This window comes from Microcoleus anatoxicus (assembly GCF_042465725.1).
Taxonomy (GTDB): domain Bacteria; phylum Cyanobacteriota; class Cyanobacteriia; order Cyanobacteriales; family Microcoleaceae; genus Microcoleus; species Microcoleus anatoxicus.
In genome coordinates, this window is record NZ_CP120853.1 from 2,387,298 (window position 1) to 2,406,827 (window position 19,530).

At 44.1% G+C, this 19,530-nt stretch carries 18 protein-coding genes and 1 pseudogene; 6 read left to right on the forward strand and 13 right to left on the reverse strand.

Annotated features, from left to right (window positions below; all coding sequences use genetic code 11):
• Positions 1-30: 30 nt before the first annotated feature.
• The 3 genes from P2A85_RS10360 to P2A85_RS10370 form a co-directional block, all read right to left on the reverse strand.
• The gene (locus tag P2A85_RS10360) at positions 31-2,208 is read right to left on the reverse strand and encodes a Gldg family protein (RefSeq protein ID WP_377479403.1); all 2,178 of its coding nucleotides are present in this window, start codon (positions 2,206-2,208) and stop codon (positions 31-33) included.
• Positions 2,209-2,233: 25 nt separating this feature from the next.
• Positions 2,234-3,136 carry an Rpn family recombination-promoting nuclease/putative transposase gene (locus P2A85_RS10365; protein ID WP_377479405.1) on the reverse strand — a complete coding sequence of 301 codons (903 nt, stop codon included), beginning with the start codon at positions 3,134-3,136 and terminating at the stop codon, positions 2,234-2,236.
• A gap of 124 nt (positions 3,137-3,260) precedes the next feature.
• Positions 3,261-4,061: an ABC transporter permease gene (locus P2A85_RS10370; protein ID WP_377479408.1), complete on the reverse strand. Its 801-nt coding sequence runs from the start codon at positions 4,059-4,061 to the stop codon at positions 3,261-3,263.
• A gap of 5 nt (positions 4,062-4,066) precedes the next feature.
• Here P2A85_RS10370 and P2A85_RS10375 point away from each other — a divergent pair, with 5 nt between their 5' ends.
• Positions 4,067-4,285 (forward strand): hypothetical protein, encoded by a 219-nt coding sequence (locus tag P2A85_RS10375; protein WP_377479411.1) that lies wholly within the window; start codon positions 4,067-4,069, stop codon positions 4,283-4,285.
• A 2,131-nt stretch (positions 4,286-6,416) separates the two neighbouring features.
• Here the strand turns inward: P2A85_RS10375 and P2A85_RS10380 are convergent.
• A pseudogene (locus tag P2A85_RS10380) lies at positions 6,417-7,511 on the reverse strand (ABC transporter ATP-binding protein); the annotation flags it as partial.
• 189 nt (positions 7,512-7,700) lie between these two features.
• Positions 7,701-9,377 (reverse strand): trypsin-like peptidase domain-containing protein, encoded by a 1,677-nt coding sequence (locus tag P2A85_RS10385; protein WP_377479414.1) that lies wholly within the window; start codon positions 9,375-9,377, stop codon positions 7,701-7,703.
• A 135-nt stretch (positions 9,378-9,512) separates the two neighbouring features.
• Between P2A85_RS10385 and P2A85_RS10390 the strand changes: the two genes are divergently transcribed.
• The gene (locus P2A85_RS10390; RefSeq protein WP_377479417.1) at positions 9,513-9,965 is read left to right on the forward strand and encodes a DUF2442 domain-containing protein; all 453 of its coding nucleotides are present in this window, start codon (positions 9,513-9,515) and stop codon (positions 9,963-9,965) included.
• A gap of 77 nt (positions 9,966-10,042) precedes the next feature.
• Here the strand turns inward: P2A85_RS10390 and P2A85_RS10395 are convergent, their stop codons facing one another.
• The gene (locus P2A85_RS10395) at positions 10,043-10,741 is read right to left on the reverse strand and encodes a pirin family protein (RefSeq protein ID WP_340525407.1); all 699 of its coding nucleotides are present in this window, start codon (positions 10,739-10,741) and stop codon (positions 10,043-10,045) included.
• Between the two features lie 199 nt (positions 10,742-10,940).
• On the opposite strand from P2A85_RS10395, the gene P2A85_RS10400 reads away from it, so the two are divergent.
• Positions 10,941-11,339, forward strand: coding sequence for a DUF4112 domain-containing protein (locus P2A85_RS10400; protein ID WP_341734280.1), 399 nt, complete (start codon positions 10,941-10,943; stop codon positions 11,337-11,339).
• Between the two features lie 386 nt (positions 11,340-11,725).
• On the opposite strand, the gene P2A85_RS10405 is transcribed toward P2A85_RS10400, so the two are convergent.
• Entirely contained in the window at positions 11,726-12,757 is a 1,032-nt protein-coding gene (locus P2A85_RS10405; protein WP_377479420.1) for a threonine aldolase family protein, read from the reverse strand.
• Between the two features lie 111 nt (positions 12,758-12,868).
• On the opposite strand from P2A85_RS10405, the gene P2A85_RS10410 reads away from it, so the two are divergent.
• Both P2A85_RS10410 and P2A85_RS10415 read left to right on the forward strand, forming a co-directional pair.
• Positions 12,869-13,726: a bifunctional class I SAM-dependent methyltransferase/HIT family protein gene (locus P2A85_RS10410; RefSeq protein ID WP_377479423.1), complete on the forward strand. Its 858-nt coding sequence runs from the start codon at positions 12,869-12,871 to the stop codon at positions 13,724-13,726.
• 189 nt (positions 13,727-13,915) lie between these two features.
• A complete protein-coding gene (locus P2A85_RS10415) occupies positions 13,916-14,485 on the forward strand; it encodes a hypothetical protein (RefSeq protein ID WP_340525400.1) in 570 nt (189 codons plus the stop codon).
• A gap of 86 nt (positions 14,486-14,571) precedes the next feature.
• Here P2A85_RS10415 and P2A85_RS10420 read toward each other — a convergent pair whose 3' ends face one another.
• Positions 14,572-14,778, reverse strand: a complete 207-nt coding sequence (locus P2A85_RS10420) for a DUF433 domain-containing protein (protein WP_377479426.1) — start codon at positions 14,776-14,778, stop codon at positions 14,572-14,574.
• Between the two features lie 135 nt (positions 14,779-14,913).
• Between P2A85_RS10420 and ilvA the strand changes: the two genes are divergently transcribed.
• Positions 14,914-16,425, forward strand: a complete 1,512-nt coding sequence (gene ilvA / locus P2A85_RS10425) for a threonine ammonia-lyase, biosynthetic (RefSeq protein ID WP_377479429.1) — start codon at positions 14,914-14,916, stop codon at positions 16,423-16,425.
• Between the two features lie 116 nt (positions 16,426-16,541).
• On the opposite strand, the gene P2A85_RS10430 is transcribed toward ilvA, so the two are convergent.
• From P2A85_RS10430 to P2A85_RS10450, 5 genes are all read right to left on the reverse strand, one after another.
• A complete protein-coding gene (locus P2A85_RS10430; protein WP_377479432.1) occupies positions 16,542-17,378 on the reverse strand; it encodes an Rpn family recombination-promoting nuclease/putative transposase in 837 nt (278 codons plus the stop codon).
• A 124-nt stretch (positions 17,379-17,502) separates the two neighbouring features.
• A complete protein-coding gene (locus tag P2A85_RS10435; protein WP_377479435.1) occupies positions 17,503-18,354 on the reverse strand; it encodes an Rpn family recombination-promoting nuclease/putative transposase in 852 nt (283 codons plus the stop codon).
• 57 nt (positions 18,355-18,411) lie between these two features.
• Positions 18,412-18,759, reverse strand: coding sequence for a DUF5615 family PIN-like protein (locus P2A85_RS10440; RefSeq protein WP_377479438.1), 348 nt, complete (start codon positions 18,757-18,759; stop codon positions 18,412-18,414).
• The gene (locus tag P2A85_RS10445; RefSeq protein ID WP_377479441.1) at positions 18,743-19,192 is read right to left on the reverse strand and encodes a DUF433 domain-containing protein; all 450 of its coding nucleotides are present in this window, start codon (positions 19,190-19,192) and stop codon (positions 18,743-18,745) included. Before P2A85_RS10445 ends, P2A85_RS10440 begins: the two co-directional genes overlap by 17 nt.
• Before the next feature lie 39 nt (positions 19,193-19,231).
• Positions 19,232-19,477, reverse strand: a complete 246-nt coding sequence (locus P2A85_RS10450; RefSeq protein ID WP_377479444.1) for a hypothetical protein — start codon at positions 19,475-19,477, stop codon at positions 19,232-19,234.
• Between the last annotated feature and the right edge of the window lie 53 nt (positions 19,478-19,530).

The following is a 19,530-nucleotide window of genomic DNA, read 5'->3' on the forward strand; positions in this document are numbered from 1 at the left end:
AGTAGTAACAACTGACAACAGTCAACTGATTTATCTTCTCTTCCACCAAATAGCGGTCCCAATTCCCAGTCCGAGTAAAGGCCAAATTAGCCAAGCTAAAACCAAAAGGCCTATTTGGATGACAGTCATGTTGATACGACGGTTAGTAGCTTTTTTGGGACTAATAGAAAAGCTTTGCTGGTCTGGTTTACTCAACCAACTGACAGAGTTAAGAAACACGTCGCTATTTAGTTGTTGGTCAAACCAGCCATTGGTCACAAATTGAGATGTGCCAATTACTACCATGCGCGAGGTTTTTCTGGGAGTTGAAGGCGCAGAAGGAGTTGAATTGGGACTGGGAGATGTTGTGGGAGATGCTGTGGGAGATGCTGTGGGAGATGCTGTGGGAGATGCTGTGGGAGATGTTGTGGGAGATGTTGTGGGAGATGCTGTGGGAGATGCTGTGGGAGATGTTGTGGGAGATGCTGTGGGTGTGGGCGAAGTTGGTGGTATTACAGGAGGTGTAGCTTCTTGGGACACAATCACCGAATAGCTAATGGGGGAAGCAGTCGGAGATGCAGATGTGGTTGGGGATGTGGTTGGGGATGGGGATGTGGTGGGAGATGGGGATGTGGTGGGGGATGGGGATGTGGTGGGAGATGGGGATGTGGTTGGGGATGGGGATGTGGTGGGAGATGGGGATGTGGTGGGGGATGGGGATGTGGTGGGAGATGGGGATGTGGTTGGGGATGGGGATGTGGTGGGAGATGGGGATGTGGTTGGTGATGGGGATGTTTTAGGTGAGGTGGTTGGTGATGGTGATGCTGCGGGTGAGGTGGTGGGGGATGGTGATGTTGTGGGTGATGTGGTGGGGGATGGTGATGGGGATATGGTGGGGGATGGTGATGTGGTTGGGGATGGGGATGTTGTGGGTGAAGGGTTGGATGGAGTTGTCGCAGTTTCCGATCGCACTAAAGCTACACCTAATAATAGCGGGCCTTGTCGATCGGTCTTGGGATCGAATTGCAATTTCCGGGTTGTCAAATCACTTTCGGCCCAACTTTCCTGACTGGTCCAAATCAGGGGTTTTTCCTCGATTCCTTCTACGGCTTGGACTTCCAAAGGACGGGCAAAAGGATAAAATGAAATACCAGTGGCGAAACTTTGAGTAATCGGATGTTGGCCGTAACGTCGGACTGTAGGAACCGTCGGGCCCAGGCCGAATCTTTGGCCAGTCCCGGAAGCATCGATAGCCAAACGACTGTCTAATTTTACGCCCCATTCTTGCAGAAATTTGTCCAATCCGATATTAATGGCTGGGTCTACCATTAAAAATAAACTGCCGCCGCGATCGAGATAAGCTTTAAGTGCTGTAATTTCTGTATCTGAAAATGGTTTGTCTGGACCTGCGATTACTAAAGCATCTGCATCTTCTGGTATTTGTTTGCTTTCTGCCAAGTTTAGCGTTTTGGTGTTATAGTATTTGTCTTTCAGGGCTTTTTCAGCTTGCTGAATTCCACCTTGACCTTCTTTTGGCTGGCGTTCTCCTTTACCTTGTAAAAAATAAACTGTAGGAATGCGAGTGCTGAGTATTTCTTCTAAGCCATTGGTAAGTTTGATTTCAGAAAGCCCTTGATTTGGGTCACTACCAAAAGTAGTACCACCTTTTTGCAGCAACTGTTTTCTGTCCCCTGATTGCAGGTAAACTTCTCCGATGGTAGAAATGCTAAATTCCCTCGCTTTTCCCGGTTGGCCGAGGGGGTCAACAAACTCGTATTCAAAATTTTTGCCTCCCTGACGTTTATAGGTTTGCAGCAATTCTTTGGTTTGGGGGTTTTGGGTTGGGTCAAATACCCAAACTTTGACTGGTTTTTGCAGATTTTGCAATATTTGTTGAGTCTGGGGCGCGAGGGTAAATTGTTTGCTTTCGGTTAAGTCGATGCGGGTTGGATACCGAAAGGCTATGAAGTTAATTACTCCGAGAATTACGAAGACTGCTAAGGTGGAAATCAGGGCGTTGGTGCTGGCTTGAGTAGAACGCCGTCCCCAAAAGCCTTGTTCGTAAGTTAAATATAGCAGCCATAGTGCGATCGTCACTGTTCCGCTAATAACCAGACCAACTGTCAGGGGTTCCCAGGCTGCGGAGACAAAGGCTGCTGTTAATCCCGCTGCTATCAGGAGGGGACCAAGCCAAAAAATATATTTGAAATTGCTTTTTTTTCTTTTCATAAAATTGATATTGAAGAATGTTATTTTATCCAGAATAAGTAGGCAACCAATCTGTTAAATCCGACATATTTTTGAAGTCAAGCACAGCATCTCCTAACTTTTCTAAATCTTCTAGGGATAATTGACGAATGCGGTTTTCTGTTTCGGCATCAATGGTTCCTAAACGCTTCACTATTTGGCGCAAAATCAACGAGAGTTGAGCATTTTTTGTCGCATCTTCTCTTGCCACATTTATTGCACCCTGTAGGTTTTGAATCCACATTTCCTGATTTTCTAATGCTTTTAATTCTTGCCCATCAAAATTGTCCTCTATGGCTAATTCAAAAGCTTTATAAACTTCGCTGTTTGTATTTATATCTTCTGGTATTCTGTCGAGGATGCTGCTGTTTTTTATGAAGTATATCCATTGGTCTGCGGCTGTTTTTAATTCGGACCACTGTTTGTTGAATTTTGGCATTTCGACAAATACTAACTCTATTTCAGTATCTGGATAGTCTGTTTTTTGTTCTTTTTGTTTGAAGACAAATCGTGAAATGACGTCTGTTTGATTTGCAAACATTTCAAAGTCGGCAATTTTTAAAGATATTACTGTTTTTAGTCTTTCGTTGCGTTCTTCTCCTGTTAATTCCCGGCTGTATGTTTTGCCACCATTGTACAAAAATCTGTTTCCGAAGGAGGATAAGTGGAGTAGTTGAAGTTCGATGAGAGCGATTTTGTCGTCGTTAATTTTAGCTTTGATATCTAGGTAGGTGTCTTTGACTCCCAAGGTTTCGACTCCTTCCTGGGGGTGGATGATGTCTAAATCTTCGATGACTGGCTGTGCTTCATAGAGAATTGCGTTTAAAAAATTAATCAGAATGTTTTTGTTTTCGGTGGTCCCGAATATTTTTTTGAATGCTAAGTCGATTTTGGGATTGATGAATTTCATGGCTTGAAGTAATTGGTAGAATGAACTCGGAAAAAAATAACCTTCAACTAACTATATTACTTGGGGAAATGGTGCCAGTTTTAAATTCTGGCAATCCTATGTTTGCTGGCTGTTTTGTTTTTTTTCAAGAACGCTGATAGCGCAAGGCATCGATGGATTGGGCGGTGAGAAATACTCCTAAAATAATGTATGTGCCAAACATGATTAAACTGCTGGTATCGAAAACTCCCTTGACAAGATTGGTGTAATGTGTTAGGAGCGAAAGTTGTCCTAATGCTGCTCCGAAAGGCCCACCGATGCCGACTGCTGCTGCATCGATCACCCAGAGAAATAATACTAGAGTGAAGGTGAGAATGGCTGATAAAATTGTGCTGTCTGTGAGGGAGGAAATAAACATTCCTAGGGACAATACTCCGGCTGCTAGCAAGATTAAGCCGCCGTGTCCTAGGAGGAGAACGGCGGGAGGTACGGGAGGGGTTGAGGAACTGAGGGCGATCGCCTCGCAAAAGAGCAGGGGCAGCAACATGGTGGTATAAAATGTTAAAACGCCGAGGAGTTTGCCCGTAGCAACGGCCCAGTTGGTTAAAGGTGATGTGGCTAATAGTTCTAAGGTTCCTCGTTTGCGTTCTTCTGCATAAAGTCCCATGGAGAGTGCTGGTAATACGAACAATGAAAGGGAACCCATGATTCGCAGAAATAGTTGCAGGAATTCGTAAGCGACATCGATGGGAGGTTCGGTAACTCCCATTTGATCTCGCTGGGTGACTTGGGGAATTAATCCGTCGGGGGCGAGGAGGATTGCTATTAAAAAATAGCCGGTGATTAACCAAAAGACGGCGGCGATGGCATAAGCTAATGGTGATGCAAAGTAGCTTTGTAGTTCCTTGCGGTAAATCGCGACAATATTACTAATCATTACTAACATGGGGAATGGGGAATGGGGAATGGGGAATGGGGAATGGGGAATTGGGAATTGGGAATTGGGAATGGGGAATGGGGAATTGGGAATGGGGAATTGGGAATTGGGAATTGGGAATTGGGAATGGGGAATTGGGAATTGGGAATTGGGAATTGGGAATGGGGAATGGGGAATGGGGAATTGGGAATTGGGAATTGGGAATTGGGAATTGGTTTATTCTGTGTCGCTAGCGGGGGGTGTTTCGCTGTCGTCATCAGGTTTTTGTTTTTTTTCTATTTGTCGTTTTTTGGTAAGTGGTGGTTGTTCGGGTGAAGCATCCCTAGGGGGTTGTTGCTTTTTTTTCAATTGTCGATTTGTGACAACTGGTTTCGATTCAGATTGAGGATGTGAACTAGATTTTTTTGTATCTATATTTGTATCTATAACAGATTCTCTTTCTACAACTGGTTCAGCTTGAGAATGTTCGATCGCATCTTCTGTTGCTAAAACTGGTTCAGAATGTTCGATCGCATCTTCTGTTGCTAAAACTGGTTGAGAATGTTCGATCGCATCTTCTGTTGCTAAAACTGGTTGAGAATGTTCGATCGCATCTTCTGTTGCTAAAACTGGTTGAGAATGTTCGATCGCATCTTCTGTCTCTACAGCAGCTTGAGAATGTTCGATCGCATCTTCTGTTGCTAAAACTGGTTGAGAATGTTCGATCGCATCTTCTGTTGCTAAAACTGGTTGAGAATGTTCGATCGCATCTTCTGTTGCTAAAACTGGTTGAGAATGTTCGATCGCATCTTCTGTCTCTACAGCAGCTTGAGAATGTTCGATGGATTCTGGTGTCTCTACAACTGGTTGAGAATGTTCGATCGCATCTTCTGTCTCTACAACTGGTTGAGAATGTTCGATGGATTCTGGTGTCTCTACAGCAGCTTGAGAATGTTCGATCGCATCTTCTGTTGCTAAAACTGGTTCAGAATGTTCGATCGCATCTTCTGTTGCTAAAACTGGTTCAGAATGTTCGATCGCATCTTCTGTTGCTAAAACTGGTTGAGAATGTTCGATCGCATCTTCTGTCTCTACAACTGGTTGAGAATGTTCGATGGATTCTGGTGTCTTTACAGCAGCTTGAGAATGTTCGATCGCATCTTCTGTTGCTAAAACTGGTTGAGAATGTTCGATCGCATCTTCTGTTGCTAAAACTGGTTGAGAATGTTCGATCGCATCTTCTGTTGCTAAAACTGGTTGAGAATGTTCGATCGCATCTTCTGTTGCTAAAACTGGTTGAGAATGTTCGATCGCATCTTCTGTCTCTACAGCAGGTTGAGAATGTTCGATCGCATCTTCTGTTGCTAAAACTGGTTCAGAATGTTCGATCGCATCTTCTGTCTCTACAGCAGCTTGAGAATGTTCGATCGCATCTTCTGTCTCTACAGCAGCTTGAGAATGTTCGATGGATTCTGGTGTCTCTACAACTGGTTGAGAATGTTCGATCGCATCTTCTGTCTCTACAACTGGTTGAGAATGTTCGATGGATTCTGGTGTCTCTACAGCAGCTTGAGAATGTTCGATCGCATCTTCTGTTGCTAAAACTGGTTCAGAATGTTCGATCGCATCTTCTGTCTCTACAGCAGCTTGAGAATGTTCGATCGCATCTTCTGTCTCTACAGCAGCTTGAGAATGTTCGATCGCATCTTCTGTCTCTACAGCAGGTTGAGAATGTTCGATCGCATCTTCTGTTGCTAAAACTGGTTCAGAATGTTCGATCGCATCTTCTGTCTTTACAGCAGGTTGAGAATGTTCGATCGCATCTTCTGTTGCTAAAACTGGTTCAGAATGGGCGATAAATTCTTCTGTATCTCTAACAGATTCTGGTTCAGAATCTGCCATTAATTCTTGCTTTTCTACAATTTCCAGAAAATCTGCTACTAATTGCAGTTCTGGTTCCACATCACTTATCGACTCTTCAGTTTCTACAACAGGTTCCGGTTCTGGGATTAATTCAGAACTTTCTACAACAGGTTCCGGTTCTGGGATTAATTCAGAACTTTCTACAACAGGTTCCGGTTCTGGGATTAATTCAGAACTTTCTACAACAGGTTCCGGTTCTGGGATTAATTCAGAAGTTTCTACAACAGGTTCCGGTTCTGGGATTAATTCAGAAGTTTCTACAACAGGTTCCGGTTCTGGGATTAATTCAGAACTTTCTACAACAGGTTCCGGTTCTGGGATTAATTCAGAAGTTTCTACAACAGGTTCCGGTTCTGGGATTAATTCAGAAGTTTCTACAACAGGTTCCGGTTCTGGGATTAATTCAGAAGTTTCTACAACAGGTTCCGGTTCTGGGATTAATTCAGAAGTTTCTACAACAGGTTCCGGTTCTGGGATTAATTCAGAAGTTTCTACAACAGGTTCCGATGCAGGTTGAGAATCACTTATTTCCTGTAATGTTTCTGCAACTGCCAAAGTTTGGGCCACTTCAGGTTCAGTTTCAATTAAAACATCTCCCTGCTTCTTTTGGGCCGTTGTCAGCTTTAAAAAGACATCTTCCAAACTAGCGCGATTGCGACGCATTTCGCAGAGTCCAAAACCAGAGGCGATGATAGCTGCGGCAATTTCTCGTCCGGGTTCTAGATCCGGTTCGCACAGTGCCCGTAGGCGATAACGACTGGCTAAAGACTCTTGATTGGAGATTAATTCGATCGATCGAACACCGGGTAAATTTTCTACAGCAGGCAACAGCAGACTGTTCAATAACTCTGCTTCCCCTTCCACTTCCATTTCATAGCCAGAATTAGCCGCCAATTCACCAGTCAAATTTTCGGGACTACCTGCTGCGACAATTTGACCGCCGTTGATGATGGTAACGCGGTTACAAGTCATACTGACTTCCGGCAAAATGTGGGTAGAAAGAATGATTGTGTGTTGTCCCCCAAGGCTTTTGATTAAATTGCGAACTTCGATGATTTGTCGGGGGTCAAGACCGACGGTTGGTTCGTCTAGGATAATCACCGGGGGGTCATGGACGATCGCCTGAGCGATGCCTACTCGTTGCTTAAAGCCCTTGGAAAGTTTGCGGATTAAAACTTTCCGTTTTTCTACCAAGCCACAGCGTTCGATGGCTGAGGTGACGGAGCGCGCGCGATCGCCCGCCGGTACTTGCTTAATCCGGGCCACAAAAAACAGAAATCCTTCCACTGTCATTTCTGGATAGAGTGGGGGATTTTCTGGTAAATAGCCGATGCGCTGTCTGACAGCCATCGAATTTTCGTGAACATCGAGACCGGCGATACGGGCTGTACCGCTGGATGCTGGTAAATATCCCGACAAAATCCGCATGGTTGTGGTTTTCCCGGCACCATTGGGTCCCAAAAAACCCAGAATTTCCCCTGATTCGACCGAGAAAGACACATCCGCGATCGCTGCGGTGGAACCGTAAGTTTTGCTTAAGTGTTCTACTTCAATCATTTTTCAGAAGTCAAGCGATGTTAGATTTCAGATTTGAGATTTTCCAAGTGACCCCACAGACCAATCCGGGGGATTGTGAGTTTAGTCCAGTCAGAACCAAATCTATCACAACAGGCGATCGTACTCGGAAGTGGGAGGATGGTTTTAGACATCTCCCAGAAGTATAATGCCTAAGTCCTGACAAAAAACTCAATTCCGTTTCCAAATCTTAATCTCCCCCAACCAACCACCACTCACAATCATCTTCCCATCCCCACTAATCGCCACAGCACTAACATAGCCAGAATGCCCGCTCAAAGTACCCCTCAAATCCCCCGATCGCACATCCCAAAGCCTAATACTCTTATCCCAACTCCCACTAAGGAGCGTACTACCATCGCGACTAATTGCCACCGACCAAACCCCATCCGTATGGCCACTCAAACGCCGAATTAACTGCCCATTTCCCACATTCCACAAGCCAATTGTACCGTTGCCATTTCCCGCAGCCAAACTCTTGCCATCGGGACTAAAAGCTACCGACAAAACCGATAAATTCTTGCCGCTAATCGTGCGAATTAATTGACCACTAGCTAAATCCCATAACTTAATCGAACCATCTTTGCTACCGCTAGCTAATACCCCCCCTAGCCCCCCCTTGCTAAGGGGGGGGATTTGAGGATTCGGACTGAGGGCAACAGTATTTACCAAGCCAGAATGACCGGTCAAAGTCCGTAGCAACTCCCCGGTTTTGAGATTCCAAATTTTAATCGTTTTGTCCCAACTACCGCTAACTAAAAACTCACCATTGGCACTAATCGCCACAGTCGAAACCGCATCGGAATGTCCGCTCAAAGTTTGTAAAATAGCACCAGTTTCTAAATTCCAAATCTTGACCGTTTTGTCATCGCTACCACTAGCTAAAATCTTGCCATCGGGACTGATAGCTACGGCATTTACTGCTTCCCGGTGACTCCGCAGGGTAGTTTTCAATTCCCCACCGGGAAAATTCCAAACAGAGATAGTGCCGTTACTATTACCAGTGGCAAAATAATCAGTTGCCAAGGAAACGGAACTGACTACTTCTGCCGGGGCTTTGAGAGTATTTGTGGCTGCAAAGGCGATCGCACTTGCAGACTTGCGGGGCGAATTATTAACGGGATTTGAGGGTGTTTTGGCCGTGGGAGATTCAGGGACTACTGGCAGCGAAATAGTCGATCGCCATTTCATGAAAGTATTTATTTCTATCCCAGCCGCCACGATTTTATCAGAATTGTTCTCAAGCTTCACAATGCCATTAATTGCGATCAATTTCCCCCCATCGTCGAGCACCGGGCCACCGCTCATCCCCGCTCTCACCAAGTTATTGTATACTAATGTATAACCGTTCCAGACAGTCTGACGGCCAGTCAGCAAGCCTTCTGTGGCAATGAAAATCGGCTGTCGGAGGGAACCACCAGATATCGGCCAGCCCGCCACAATCGCCTTTTTTCCCGCAGTTGCTGGGGAATTAGCCAATTCAGCGAGGCGATAGCTTTCAGGACTGCTGAAGGGGACGATCGCCAAATCCGCACCGGGCATTCGCCGGATTAGAGTATAATATATAGAGTGAGATTTACCATCGGGAGTAATCACCCGATAATCACCAGCTTTGTCTACAACGTGCCAGTTAGTCAGAATATAGTAGGTGTTACCTTTTTTTTCTAAGATGACTCCAGAACCGCCTTTTGGCCCTTCAATGCGGACAGTGACAGCTTTAGCAACGGTTTTAACTTGGTCTGCGGTTAAGGCTAAGGCGATTTGAGGTAAGGTGAAGGGGAGAAGAGAGATGGTGCTTAGGGCGATCGTCGCACTCAAAACAGCCGGGATTGTTTTGCTGTAATTCATTTTTTTTTAAATTTAACATACCAATATCTCAACTGACGAAAAAGTTTTCCGGGTTGTGCTATATTTTGACACAAATTGCAGGTATGGGAATCCTAGTTATTTACTAAACGCTGTTAAGTAAATGGAAATAAATACATGGCATTTAAAAACTGGGACAAAGAATTAAGCGAGGAAAATCTCCGAGAGCAAATAGTCCAAGCAAAAGAAGCATGGAAACAAGCCGAAGCTACAGAGCCTCGCGCCGAATCTGTGTATTATAATCAGTCTGAAGATTTAATTACTATCAAACTGAAAAATGGCGCCATTTTTTCTTTTCCTCCAAAGCTGGGACAAGGCTTAGAAGGCGCTTCACCAGAACAACTTGCTGATGTTTGGCTACCCCCTTCTGGTAGCAGCGTACACTGGGAAAGTTTAGATGTTGATTTTGGTATTCCCGAACTTATCGCAGGTATTTTTGGGACAAAATCTTGGATGGCTGAATTAGGTCGGAAGGGAGGAAAGGCAACTTCAACCTCTAAATCTGCCGCAGCAAGGCAAAATGGCAAAAAAGGCGGGCGACCTAAAAAAAATATTTCCGTTAATTCTTGAAATCAATTTTTAGCAGTCAGATGTCATCGACTAAAATCCCCGACTTCTTTGAGAAGTCGGGGATTTCGCATTCAATTTCATGCCAAATCAAACAGCAAAAATTCAGCATCTGCTGTAGCTTCAATCACCAACTCAGACTCATCACTAACCGCAGCACCATCGCCCTGTTCCAAAGCCAAACCATTGAGCAAAACAGAGCCTCGCGCTACTTGCACCCAAGCATAGCGATTTGACTGTAAAACATGAGAAACCCGCGCATCCTTATCCAAAACAGCCGCATACAAATCCACATCTTGATGAATTTTCACAGCACCATCTCTAGCATCTCGCGCCGCCACTAACCGCAACCTTCCCCGTCTTTCTGCTAAGGGAAAATCCCGCTGTTCGTAACTTGGTGTCAATCCATTCCTATCGGGCAACAGCCAAATTTGCAGTAAATGAACCGGGTCACTTGGCGAGTGATTGAACTCGCTATGCTGGATACCCGTACCAGCACTCATCCGCTGCACTTCACCAGGTTTAATCACCGCACCAGTACCCAAACTGTCCTTATGTTCTAATGCTCCTTCCAACACATAAGTAATAATTTCCATGTCCGTGTGACCGTGAGTACCGAAACCTTTGCCACCGTTAATGACATCCTCATTAATCACCCGCAAAGAGCGAAAATTCATATACTTGGGGTCGTAATAATTGGCAAAGGAAAATGTGTGATAACTGTCCAGCCAACCGTGATTTGCGTGTCCTCTTGCTTCACTTTTGCGAATAGCAATCATTTTCCGAATCCTCTGTGAAACCTATAGGGGTGTTTTTGTTATATTTCAAGTTTAGACCAAGTAAAGCTATTATGGGAAGTACGCACTTTTAAGTTAGGTACTACCCAAAAAGTTACTACCAAAAAATACTCTGCAACTGAAAGCAAGTATCTAGCTCCCGACAGATTTCAATATTTCCACCGAATTCAACAATCATAAAATGAACTACACAGAGCGTCTTGCCACTCTCAACCGCATCCGCAAATTCAGCCGTTTGATGGATACCGCCATTGGCATCCCTGGCACCAAATTTCGCATTGGCTTAGATCCGATTATCGGTTTAGTACCAGGTGCGGGCGACTTAGTAGATACCGCATTTTCCGCTTACTTAATTTATTTAGCAACTAGATTCAAACTGCCACCCAAAACTCTCGGAAAAATGATTTATAATATAAGTCTAGAAGCAGTCATCGGCTCCATACCTTTAATCGGAGATATCTTCGATGCTTTTTATAAATCCAACATCAGAAATCTGGCTCTTTTAGAAGAACACCTCGCAGTAGTTGAACCGGAATTAACCGCAGTTGCAGAACCGATTTCTGAATCGATCAAAATGTAGCAGCGGGTTCCACCAATAAAAATTGCCAGGAATCATCCCGATTTTGTAAGGGCGAAGCATGACCGCCGACAATTTATTAGTAATAATATCAATTCCGGTTGTATCGGAATGATTTAACCGCGAAGGCGCGAAGGACGCGAAGGAAGAGAAGAGAGAGTTTAATCATTCCAATGAAGAGAGGATTTGATATAACCAGAGATTTACAGCGGTCATGCTTCGCCCCTACGAATATATTTGCCAAACACAGATTCACCCAATTGCCAATAACCAACAAACTCTCAAACCCGCCCAACCCAATTGCCGTGTCCTGATTTCGGGTTATATTAATTCCGATGCCACCGGAAGCGATCTGAGATATTATTGGTAAAACCGCCCCTATAAAATAATCACTGATGGCGTTTCACCGCTTCCACCAAAGCAATAACATCTGCTTCCTGAGTATTAAAAGCCGTGACAATTCTGATTGTACACCCAGTTTCGCTATCCCAGCGATAAAACTGGAATCCTTCAGCTAAAACCGCCACAATTACAGATTCAGGAAGTTGAATAAAAATTTCATTCGCTTCTACAGGATGACAAAAAATTACTCCCTCAACTCCCGCCAAACCTTGTGCTAACTTAGCAGCCATCTGATTTGCATGAGCAGCATTTTTTAGCCACAAATCATCAGTTATATAGGCTGACAACTGGGCAGACAAAAAACGCATTTTAGAGAACAAATGCCCACTACGCTTGCGGTAAAAAGGAAAATTATTAGCCAATTTTTCATTAAAAAAAACCACTGCTTCCGCCGCCATTGCACCATTTTTAGTCGCTCCAAAGGAGAGAATATCGACCCCAGCCCGCCAAGTCACATCTGCTGGAGAACAGCCAAGACTGGCGACAGCATTAGCAAAACGAGCTCCATCCATATGCAGGTGTAAATTATGGTGGCGAACCACTTCTGAAATCTGGGAAATTTCCGCCGGAGTGTAGATAGTTCCAGCTTCCGTTGCTTGAGTGATGCTGACGGCGGCTGGCTGTACGTGGTGGACGACTCCTACACCCGCACGCGCCAGACTTTTTTCTAAAGTTCCTGCATCAATTTTAGCATGATTTCCTGTTATTGTCACCAACTTTGCACCACCGCTAAAAAACTCCGGCGCGCCACATTCATCAAGATTAATATGAGATTCCCCATGACAATAAACAGCACCGTAAGGAGGTGTCACAACCGCAAGACTCAGAGCATTAGCAGCGGAACCAGTGGCTACGGGAAAAACCGTCACCGATGTCTCAAATAGTTCAGAAAACTTAACTTGCAAACCTTTTGTATATTCATCATCCCCATAGGATGAAACACTACCATAATTAGCTGCTGCGATCGCAGCCATGATTTCTGGGGAAACACCCGTTGCATTGTCGCTACAAAAATTCATAAGAATATTCGGTAAACACAATCTATAATATAACTCAAACACCAGGCAGTTGTCGCTGTTATATTTTAAATAGTGAAATTTTAAACTTATTGAAATCAAATTCATCTTACTATGAAAAAACAGCAAAACAAATTCAGTCACCTCACGGCGATGGAAAGAATTTACCTGTCATTTCCGGCGAAATATTTATGGGAGCAAAACCTGCTGCAAGGTAAAATTTTAGACTTTGGTTGTGGCTTTGGCAACGATGTGAAATTATTGCAGCAAAAAGGCTTTGATATTGCAGGTTATGACCCTTACTATTTCCCAGTATATCCCGAAAATAAATTCGATACAATCCTTTGTTTTTATGTTTTGAATGTTTTGTTTCCAGAAGAACAAGCTAAGGTCATCATGGAAGTATCGCATTTGCTGAAACCCGGGGGGCAAGCATATTTTGCTGTGAGGAGAGACCTCAAAAAAGAAGGTTTTCGAGAACATTATATCCACAAGAAACCTACTTATCAGTGTATAGTAAAACTTCCGTTTAAGTCAGCACACTTAGATGAGTATTGTGAAATATATGAATACGTCCATTATAATCATCAAAGAAATTCAACTAATTATTGTATTTTTTGCAATCCGCATAAACAGCTCACTTTACTAACTGAATCAGCCACCGCTTATGCCATTTTTGATGGTTATCCAGCCAGCAAAGGTCATGTTTTAATTATCCCGAAGCGTCATATTGCTAATTATTTTGAACTGCCGTTTCGAGAACAATCAGCTTGTTGGTTCATGGCTAATATAGTGCAAGATATTTTAAATAAAGAATTTCAGCCTGACGGTTTTAATGTGGGAATAAATATTCATAAAGATGCGGGTCAAAGTCGAAGTCATGCTGCGATTCATATTATTCCCCGCTACCGAGGTGATGCGAAGGGACATAAAGGCGGGATTAGATACGTGATTCCCAAGAGTGATAAATAAAAGTTAGTAAATTGTGAAAGGGATTTTTTTTAAACCGCAGAGGCGCAGAGAACACAGAGGAATGGAGAAGAGTGGGAGTTATAATTTTTGTAAGGATTGTTATATTTGAGCAAAGGGCGTGCAAAAAAGGGTTAAAATGTGTTTACTAAGTCTAAAACTACACCTTAGCAGCATTTTTGTATTCTGTTTATGTCTAAGCGCAAAAAACAAGAATGGCTCAAGGAAACCCTAGAGCTCAAGGAAAATCATAACTGGAAATCAAAACCGGGAACTCGCATCTTTGTCGCCGGAAGAGGTGCTGTCCGCTTTGATGTCCCCGATGATTGGCATTTTGAACCGGATACAAAATCTTTTCGGTTTACGGACAAAAAGCCACCGGATGATGATTGTTGTTTGGAAGTTTCGTTTAATTTACTTCCCCCCGGAAACTGGGCCGATTTTCCCTTGGCTCCGCTATTAAAAAAGGTGGCGGAAGAAGACTCCCGAAATCCGTTTGATATGGGAGAAATCATTCAACTGAAGCGGCAAACTGCTCGGATTGTGTGGACGGAATTTAAATTTATCGATCCTCCAGAACAGCGGGAAGCTTATTCGCGAATCTGTGTGGGATTGGGTTCTAATGTTCAGTGTTTGATTACTTTTGATTACTGGGTTGATGATGCTGAGCGTTTGACTCCTGTCTGGGATACGGTGATGGAAACGTTGGTTTTAGGGTTGTTTATTAGCGATCCTAGAACGGGGTTTGCACGGCCTGATTAGATATATGTACAGTTGGAAAGTACGGGTTTTATGGGTCTATACTCCCGACTTCATGAAGAAGTCGGGTATTTAAATTTTTTAGCCCTTTATCGTGTAGCAAACAGCAAGCAAGCTTGGATATCTTCAGGTTCTAAATTGGGAAAATCTGCCAAAATTTCACTAGCAGGTACATTATCCGCTAGAGTTTCTAGAATGTCACTAACTCGAATTCTCATGCCTCGGATACAGGGGTGGCCTCCACATTTACCCGGAGTTTGAGTAATGCGATCGAGTAAAGCAGTTTTGTCTAGCATAAGTTCGATCTACTGCACGGTACTTAATAGTATAGCGCTTGGAGTATAGTTTCAAAATAAAATTATTCTCGAAGTGCGATCGCACAAATACCGTACAATTATCCCACGCTCCCGCATCTAACAACTCCTAACCCCATGCTTTGCGATTACCTAGTACAAATCCTCACCGCCCGCGTCTACGATGTTGCCCAAGAAACACCGCTAGAAGTCGCCCCCAATCTATCAGCGCGACTCAACAATCAACTGCTACTGAAGCGAGAGGATATGCAGTCTGTGTTTTCGTTCAAGCTGCGGGGTGCGTATAACAAAATGGCGCAACTTTCGCCGGAATTGCTGGCAAAAGGGGCGATCGCAGCTTCTGCGGGAAATCACGCCCAAGGAGTAGCCCTCGCCGCCCGCCACCTGGGAACTCGCGCCATCATAGTCATGCCCGAAACTACGCCCCAGGTCAAGGTAAATGCGGTCATAGCCCGTGGTGGAGAGGTAGTCTTGCATGGGGATACTTACGATGATGCTTACGCCTTTGCGCGCCAATTAGAGGCGGAAACAGGCATGACTTTTGTTCACCCTTTTGATGACCCCCATGTGATTGCGGGACAGGGTACGATCGGCATGGAAATTCTGCGACAACATCAGAAACCAATTCATGCAATTTTTGTGGCTATTGGCGGCGGTGGATTGATTTCTGGTATTGCGGCTTACGTGAAGCGATTGCGCCCGGAAATTAAAATTATTGGTGTGGAACCTGTGGATTCCGATGCGATGAATCAGTCTTTGAAAGCGGGAAAACGGGTGCGTTTGTCCCAGGTGGGTTTGTTTGCAGATGGTGTGGCGGTGCGGGAAGTTGGCGAGGAAACTTTTCGGCTTTGTCAGGAGTATGTGGATGAGATTATTTTGGTGGATACGGATGATATTTGTGCGGCGATTAAGGATGTTTTTGAGGATACGCGATCGATCTTAGAGCCAGCAGGTGCATTGGCGATCGCAGGTGCGAAAGCTTACGTGGAACGGGAACAAATCGCAGGGGAAACTTTAATTGCGGTTGCTTGCGGTGCAAACATGAATTTCGATCGCCTGCGTTTTGTGGCAGAAAGGGCCGAGTTTGGCGAACGTCGGGAAGCTATTTTTGCAGTGACAATTCCCGAACAACCGGGAAGTCTCCGCAGGTTTTGCGAGTGTCTGGGTAAACGCAATTTAACTGAATTTAGCTATCGAATTGCGGATGAAAAAGCAGCACATATTTTTATCGGGGTGCAAATTCAAAACCGCGCTGATGCGGTGAAAATAGCAGCGAGTTTTGAAGATTGCGGCTTTAAAACTTTGGATTTAACTGATGATGAATTAACGAAATTGCACTTGCGGCATATGGTGGGTGGCCGTTCGATGCTGGCGGATAATGAGTTGTTTTATCGCTTTGAATTTCCAGAACGTCCTGGTGCGTTGATGAAGTTTGTGGGTTCCATGAGTCCTAACTGGAATATTAGCGTTTTTCACTATCGAAATAATGGGGCTGATTACGGGCGAATTGTGGTGGGAATTCAGGTGCCGCCGGATGAGATGCAGGAATGGCAGGCTTTTTTGGATACGCTGGGTTATCAGTATGGGGATGAGAGTCAGAATCCGGCTTATAAGTTGTTTTTGGGATAGGTTTTTGAAGTTTATTATTCGGCGGTTGAAACCGCTTCTATACAAACGAAGTCCGCCTCCGCGGACTAAGAGTAAGAGATTGGAGGAGAACAATTTCATGTCTGGTTTTCGACCTATCAAATTTTCGATCGCAAATTCTGCACATCCTGAACGCTAAGTCCGGTTATTTGGGCTATGGTTGTGTCATCTAGGCGATCGAGTAACTGTCGTGCGATCGTCAATTTTTGTTTTTGTAGAGCGTCTTTAGTAGCTTTAATTATCGCTCCTTGTTGGTCGTAAATAAACATTTCTTGCCGTTCGATATTTGCTATTTCCTCCGGGCTTAAATTCACTCGATCTGCGATGTCAAATGCTTGATGAATTTCGGGGACGCTATCCATTACTGGCGGGATTTCCGTTATAGTTACCGCGTATTTCATGAAATAGAGCCATTTATCTGCTAGAGTTTCTAGTTGGTCTACTGTTTTGGTGAATTTTGGTAATTCTACAAATACTAACTTCAGATCGTTATCGGGATAGGGTAAGTTAGAAATTTCTTCTTTGTAGACAAATCGCGAAATTAAGTTGTTGCTATTTTTAAACATCTCGAAATCAGTAATCGTCAAGGCAATTACTGGTTTTAGCATTCGATATCCTTGTCCTTTCTGCAATTGAGAGGCGTAGGTTTTCGCTGCGTTATACAAGATTCTTTGTCCGAAAGACTCGACGTTTAATACCTGCATTTCAATGATGACTAGAGTGCCGTCGGCAAGCTTGGCTTTGACATCTAAAGAGGAGTCTTTTAAGCCTTCTACCTGTGGCGGCAGGTTGGGGTTGATAATTTCTAAGTCTTCAATGGTAGGATTGCCATCGTAAATCATGGCGTTGAGAAAACTGATCAAAATGTCTTTGCTTTCTGAGGAACCAAATATCTTTTTGAAGGCGTAATCTGTTTTGGGGTTGATGAATGTCATGGTGGGAATCGGGAATGACGATCGCTATCTCGATTGTATCAAAAGGGATCTCGAATCGGAAAAGTAGGTGCTTCGCCTTCGGGATAACTACGGTCCTATGCCCGAAGGCGAGCACTTTTTGAAATCAACTTGATTCCGATCGCAAATTCTGCACATCCTGAACGCTAAGTCCGGTTATTTGGGCTATGGTTGTGTCATCTAGGCGATCGAGTAACTGTCGTGCGATCGCCTGTTTTTCTTCTTGTCTGCCTTCTTCAACGGCATCTTTAACAGCTTTAATGATCGTGCCTTGCTGGTCGTAAATAAACATTTCTTGCCGTTCGATATTTGCTATTTCCTCCGGGCTTAAATTCACTCGATCGGCGATGTCAAAAGCTTGATGGATTTCGGGGACGCTATCCATTACTGGCGGGATTTCCGTTATCGTTACCGCGTATTTCATAAAATAGAGCCATTTATCTGCTAGAGTTTCTAGCTGGTCTACTTGTTTGGTAAATTTTGGTAGTTCTACAAATACTAACTTGAGATCGTTATCGGGATATGGTAAGTTAGAAATCTCTTCTTTGTAGACAAATCGCGAAATTAATTGGTTGCTATTTTTAAACATCTCAAAATCAGTTATTGTTAAGGCAATTACTGGTTTTAGCATTCGATATCCTTGTGCTTTCTGCAATTGAGAGGCGTAGGTTTTGGCGGCGTTGTACAAGATTCTTTGTCCGAAACATTCGACGTTTAATACCTGCATTTCAATGATGACTAGAGTGTCGTCGGCAAGCTTGGCTTTGACATCTAAAGAAGAGTCTTTTAAGCCTTCTACTTGTGGTGGCAGGTTGGGGTTGATAATTTCTAAGTCTTGAATGGTAGGATTACCATCATAAATCATGGCGTTGAGAAAGCTGATGAGAATGTCTTTGCTTTCTGAGGAACCAAATATTTTTTTGAAGGCGTAATCGGTTTTGGGGTTGATGAATGTCATGGTGGGAATCGGGAATAAAGTTTTAAACTAAATGCTAAATTAGACAATTAAAATTTATCATAAAGGGAGATACTGAATTTGTCCTGCCAATTCTCCCTCAAGGCTGCACTCCAAAAGGATCAAAATATCCTCAATTACCCTACCAATTGGTGCATCGAAAGTAACTTCAACAACTCCTGACATTGGCTTATCTGCCGCCATACGTTCATAGGCATAGCGCGTAATCGTAGCCACATCATGAGTCAGCAAAATCCGATCTTCTTGGGCTGCCCATTCCAGAACTGTTGGGTCATCTTCACCGGATAAGCCCACATCTTGGACGCGAACAATATCAATGTTTGGTTTGCGACGTATCAAACCTCTAACAATTGTATTGTCAAAGTTTTCATCAGCCAGGAATTTCATGCGATCGCTCTTGTTTGCGGGCCATTAATCTGTCGCGCAATCCCTGGGGGTCAAATCTTGCTTCATTCGTCTTGCGAATCTCTTGTGCTTGTTGCTGTCGAAGCTGCAAATATGTTTCGACTTCCTGCTGGTGATTGAGGTAAAAAGCGATCGCGGCATACACATCAGCCAACCTGAGTGAAGGATAACGATAAACTATTTCCTCTGCTGTACTTCCCTGCTTAAACACTGCAATGACGGTATCCAAAGTCACGCGAGTTTTACCCACTCGCACCACACCGTCAGCATTAGTTTCTAGGGGTGCAGGTTCAGCTACAACTACTAATGTCATGGCAACCTCAACGTTCGCTGTCTTAATTGTATTAGAAGGTCGATGGCTACGCCACGGCTTGCGCCTACGAACTTGACGGGCGATCGCACGATTCCCAAACATCAGGTTTATAAAATGCGATCGCCCGAATCGTCAGTTGCTTCAATTCTTCTGCAACCATTTTGTCAGCACGCGCATCCACTGGCCCGTATGTGGTGCAGGCTGCAAGTCGCTCCAGTCGGCCATTTGGGCAAAACCCAGTCGCACCAGCCAATTTACTACGGCGGTTATGCCTTGGCGGGAGCCAACAACCATAATACGCACGGGTTCCCGGTTTGCTCGATCGTCCGTGGGATTTGCGTCTTGTTGGGTGTCGTTGGGCGGTTCGGTTAGAAAGTCTTTAGCCATTGGGAAGTCCTCATCTTCAAAATCAACCGATAACTACATATGTGTAGTTACCA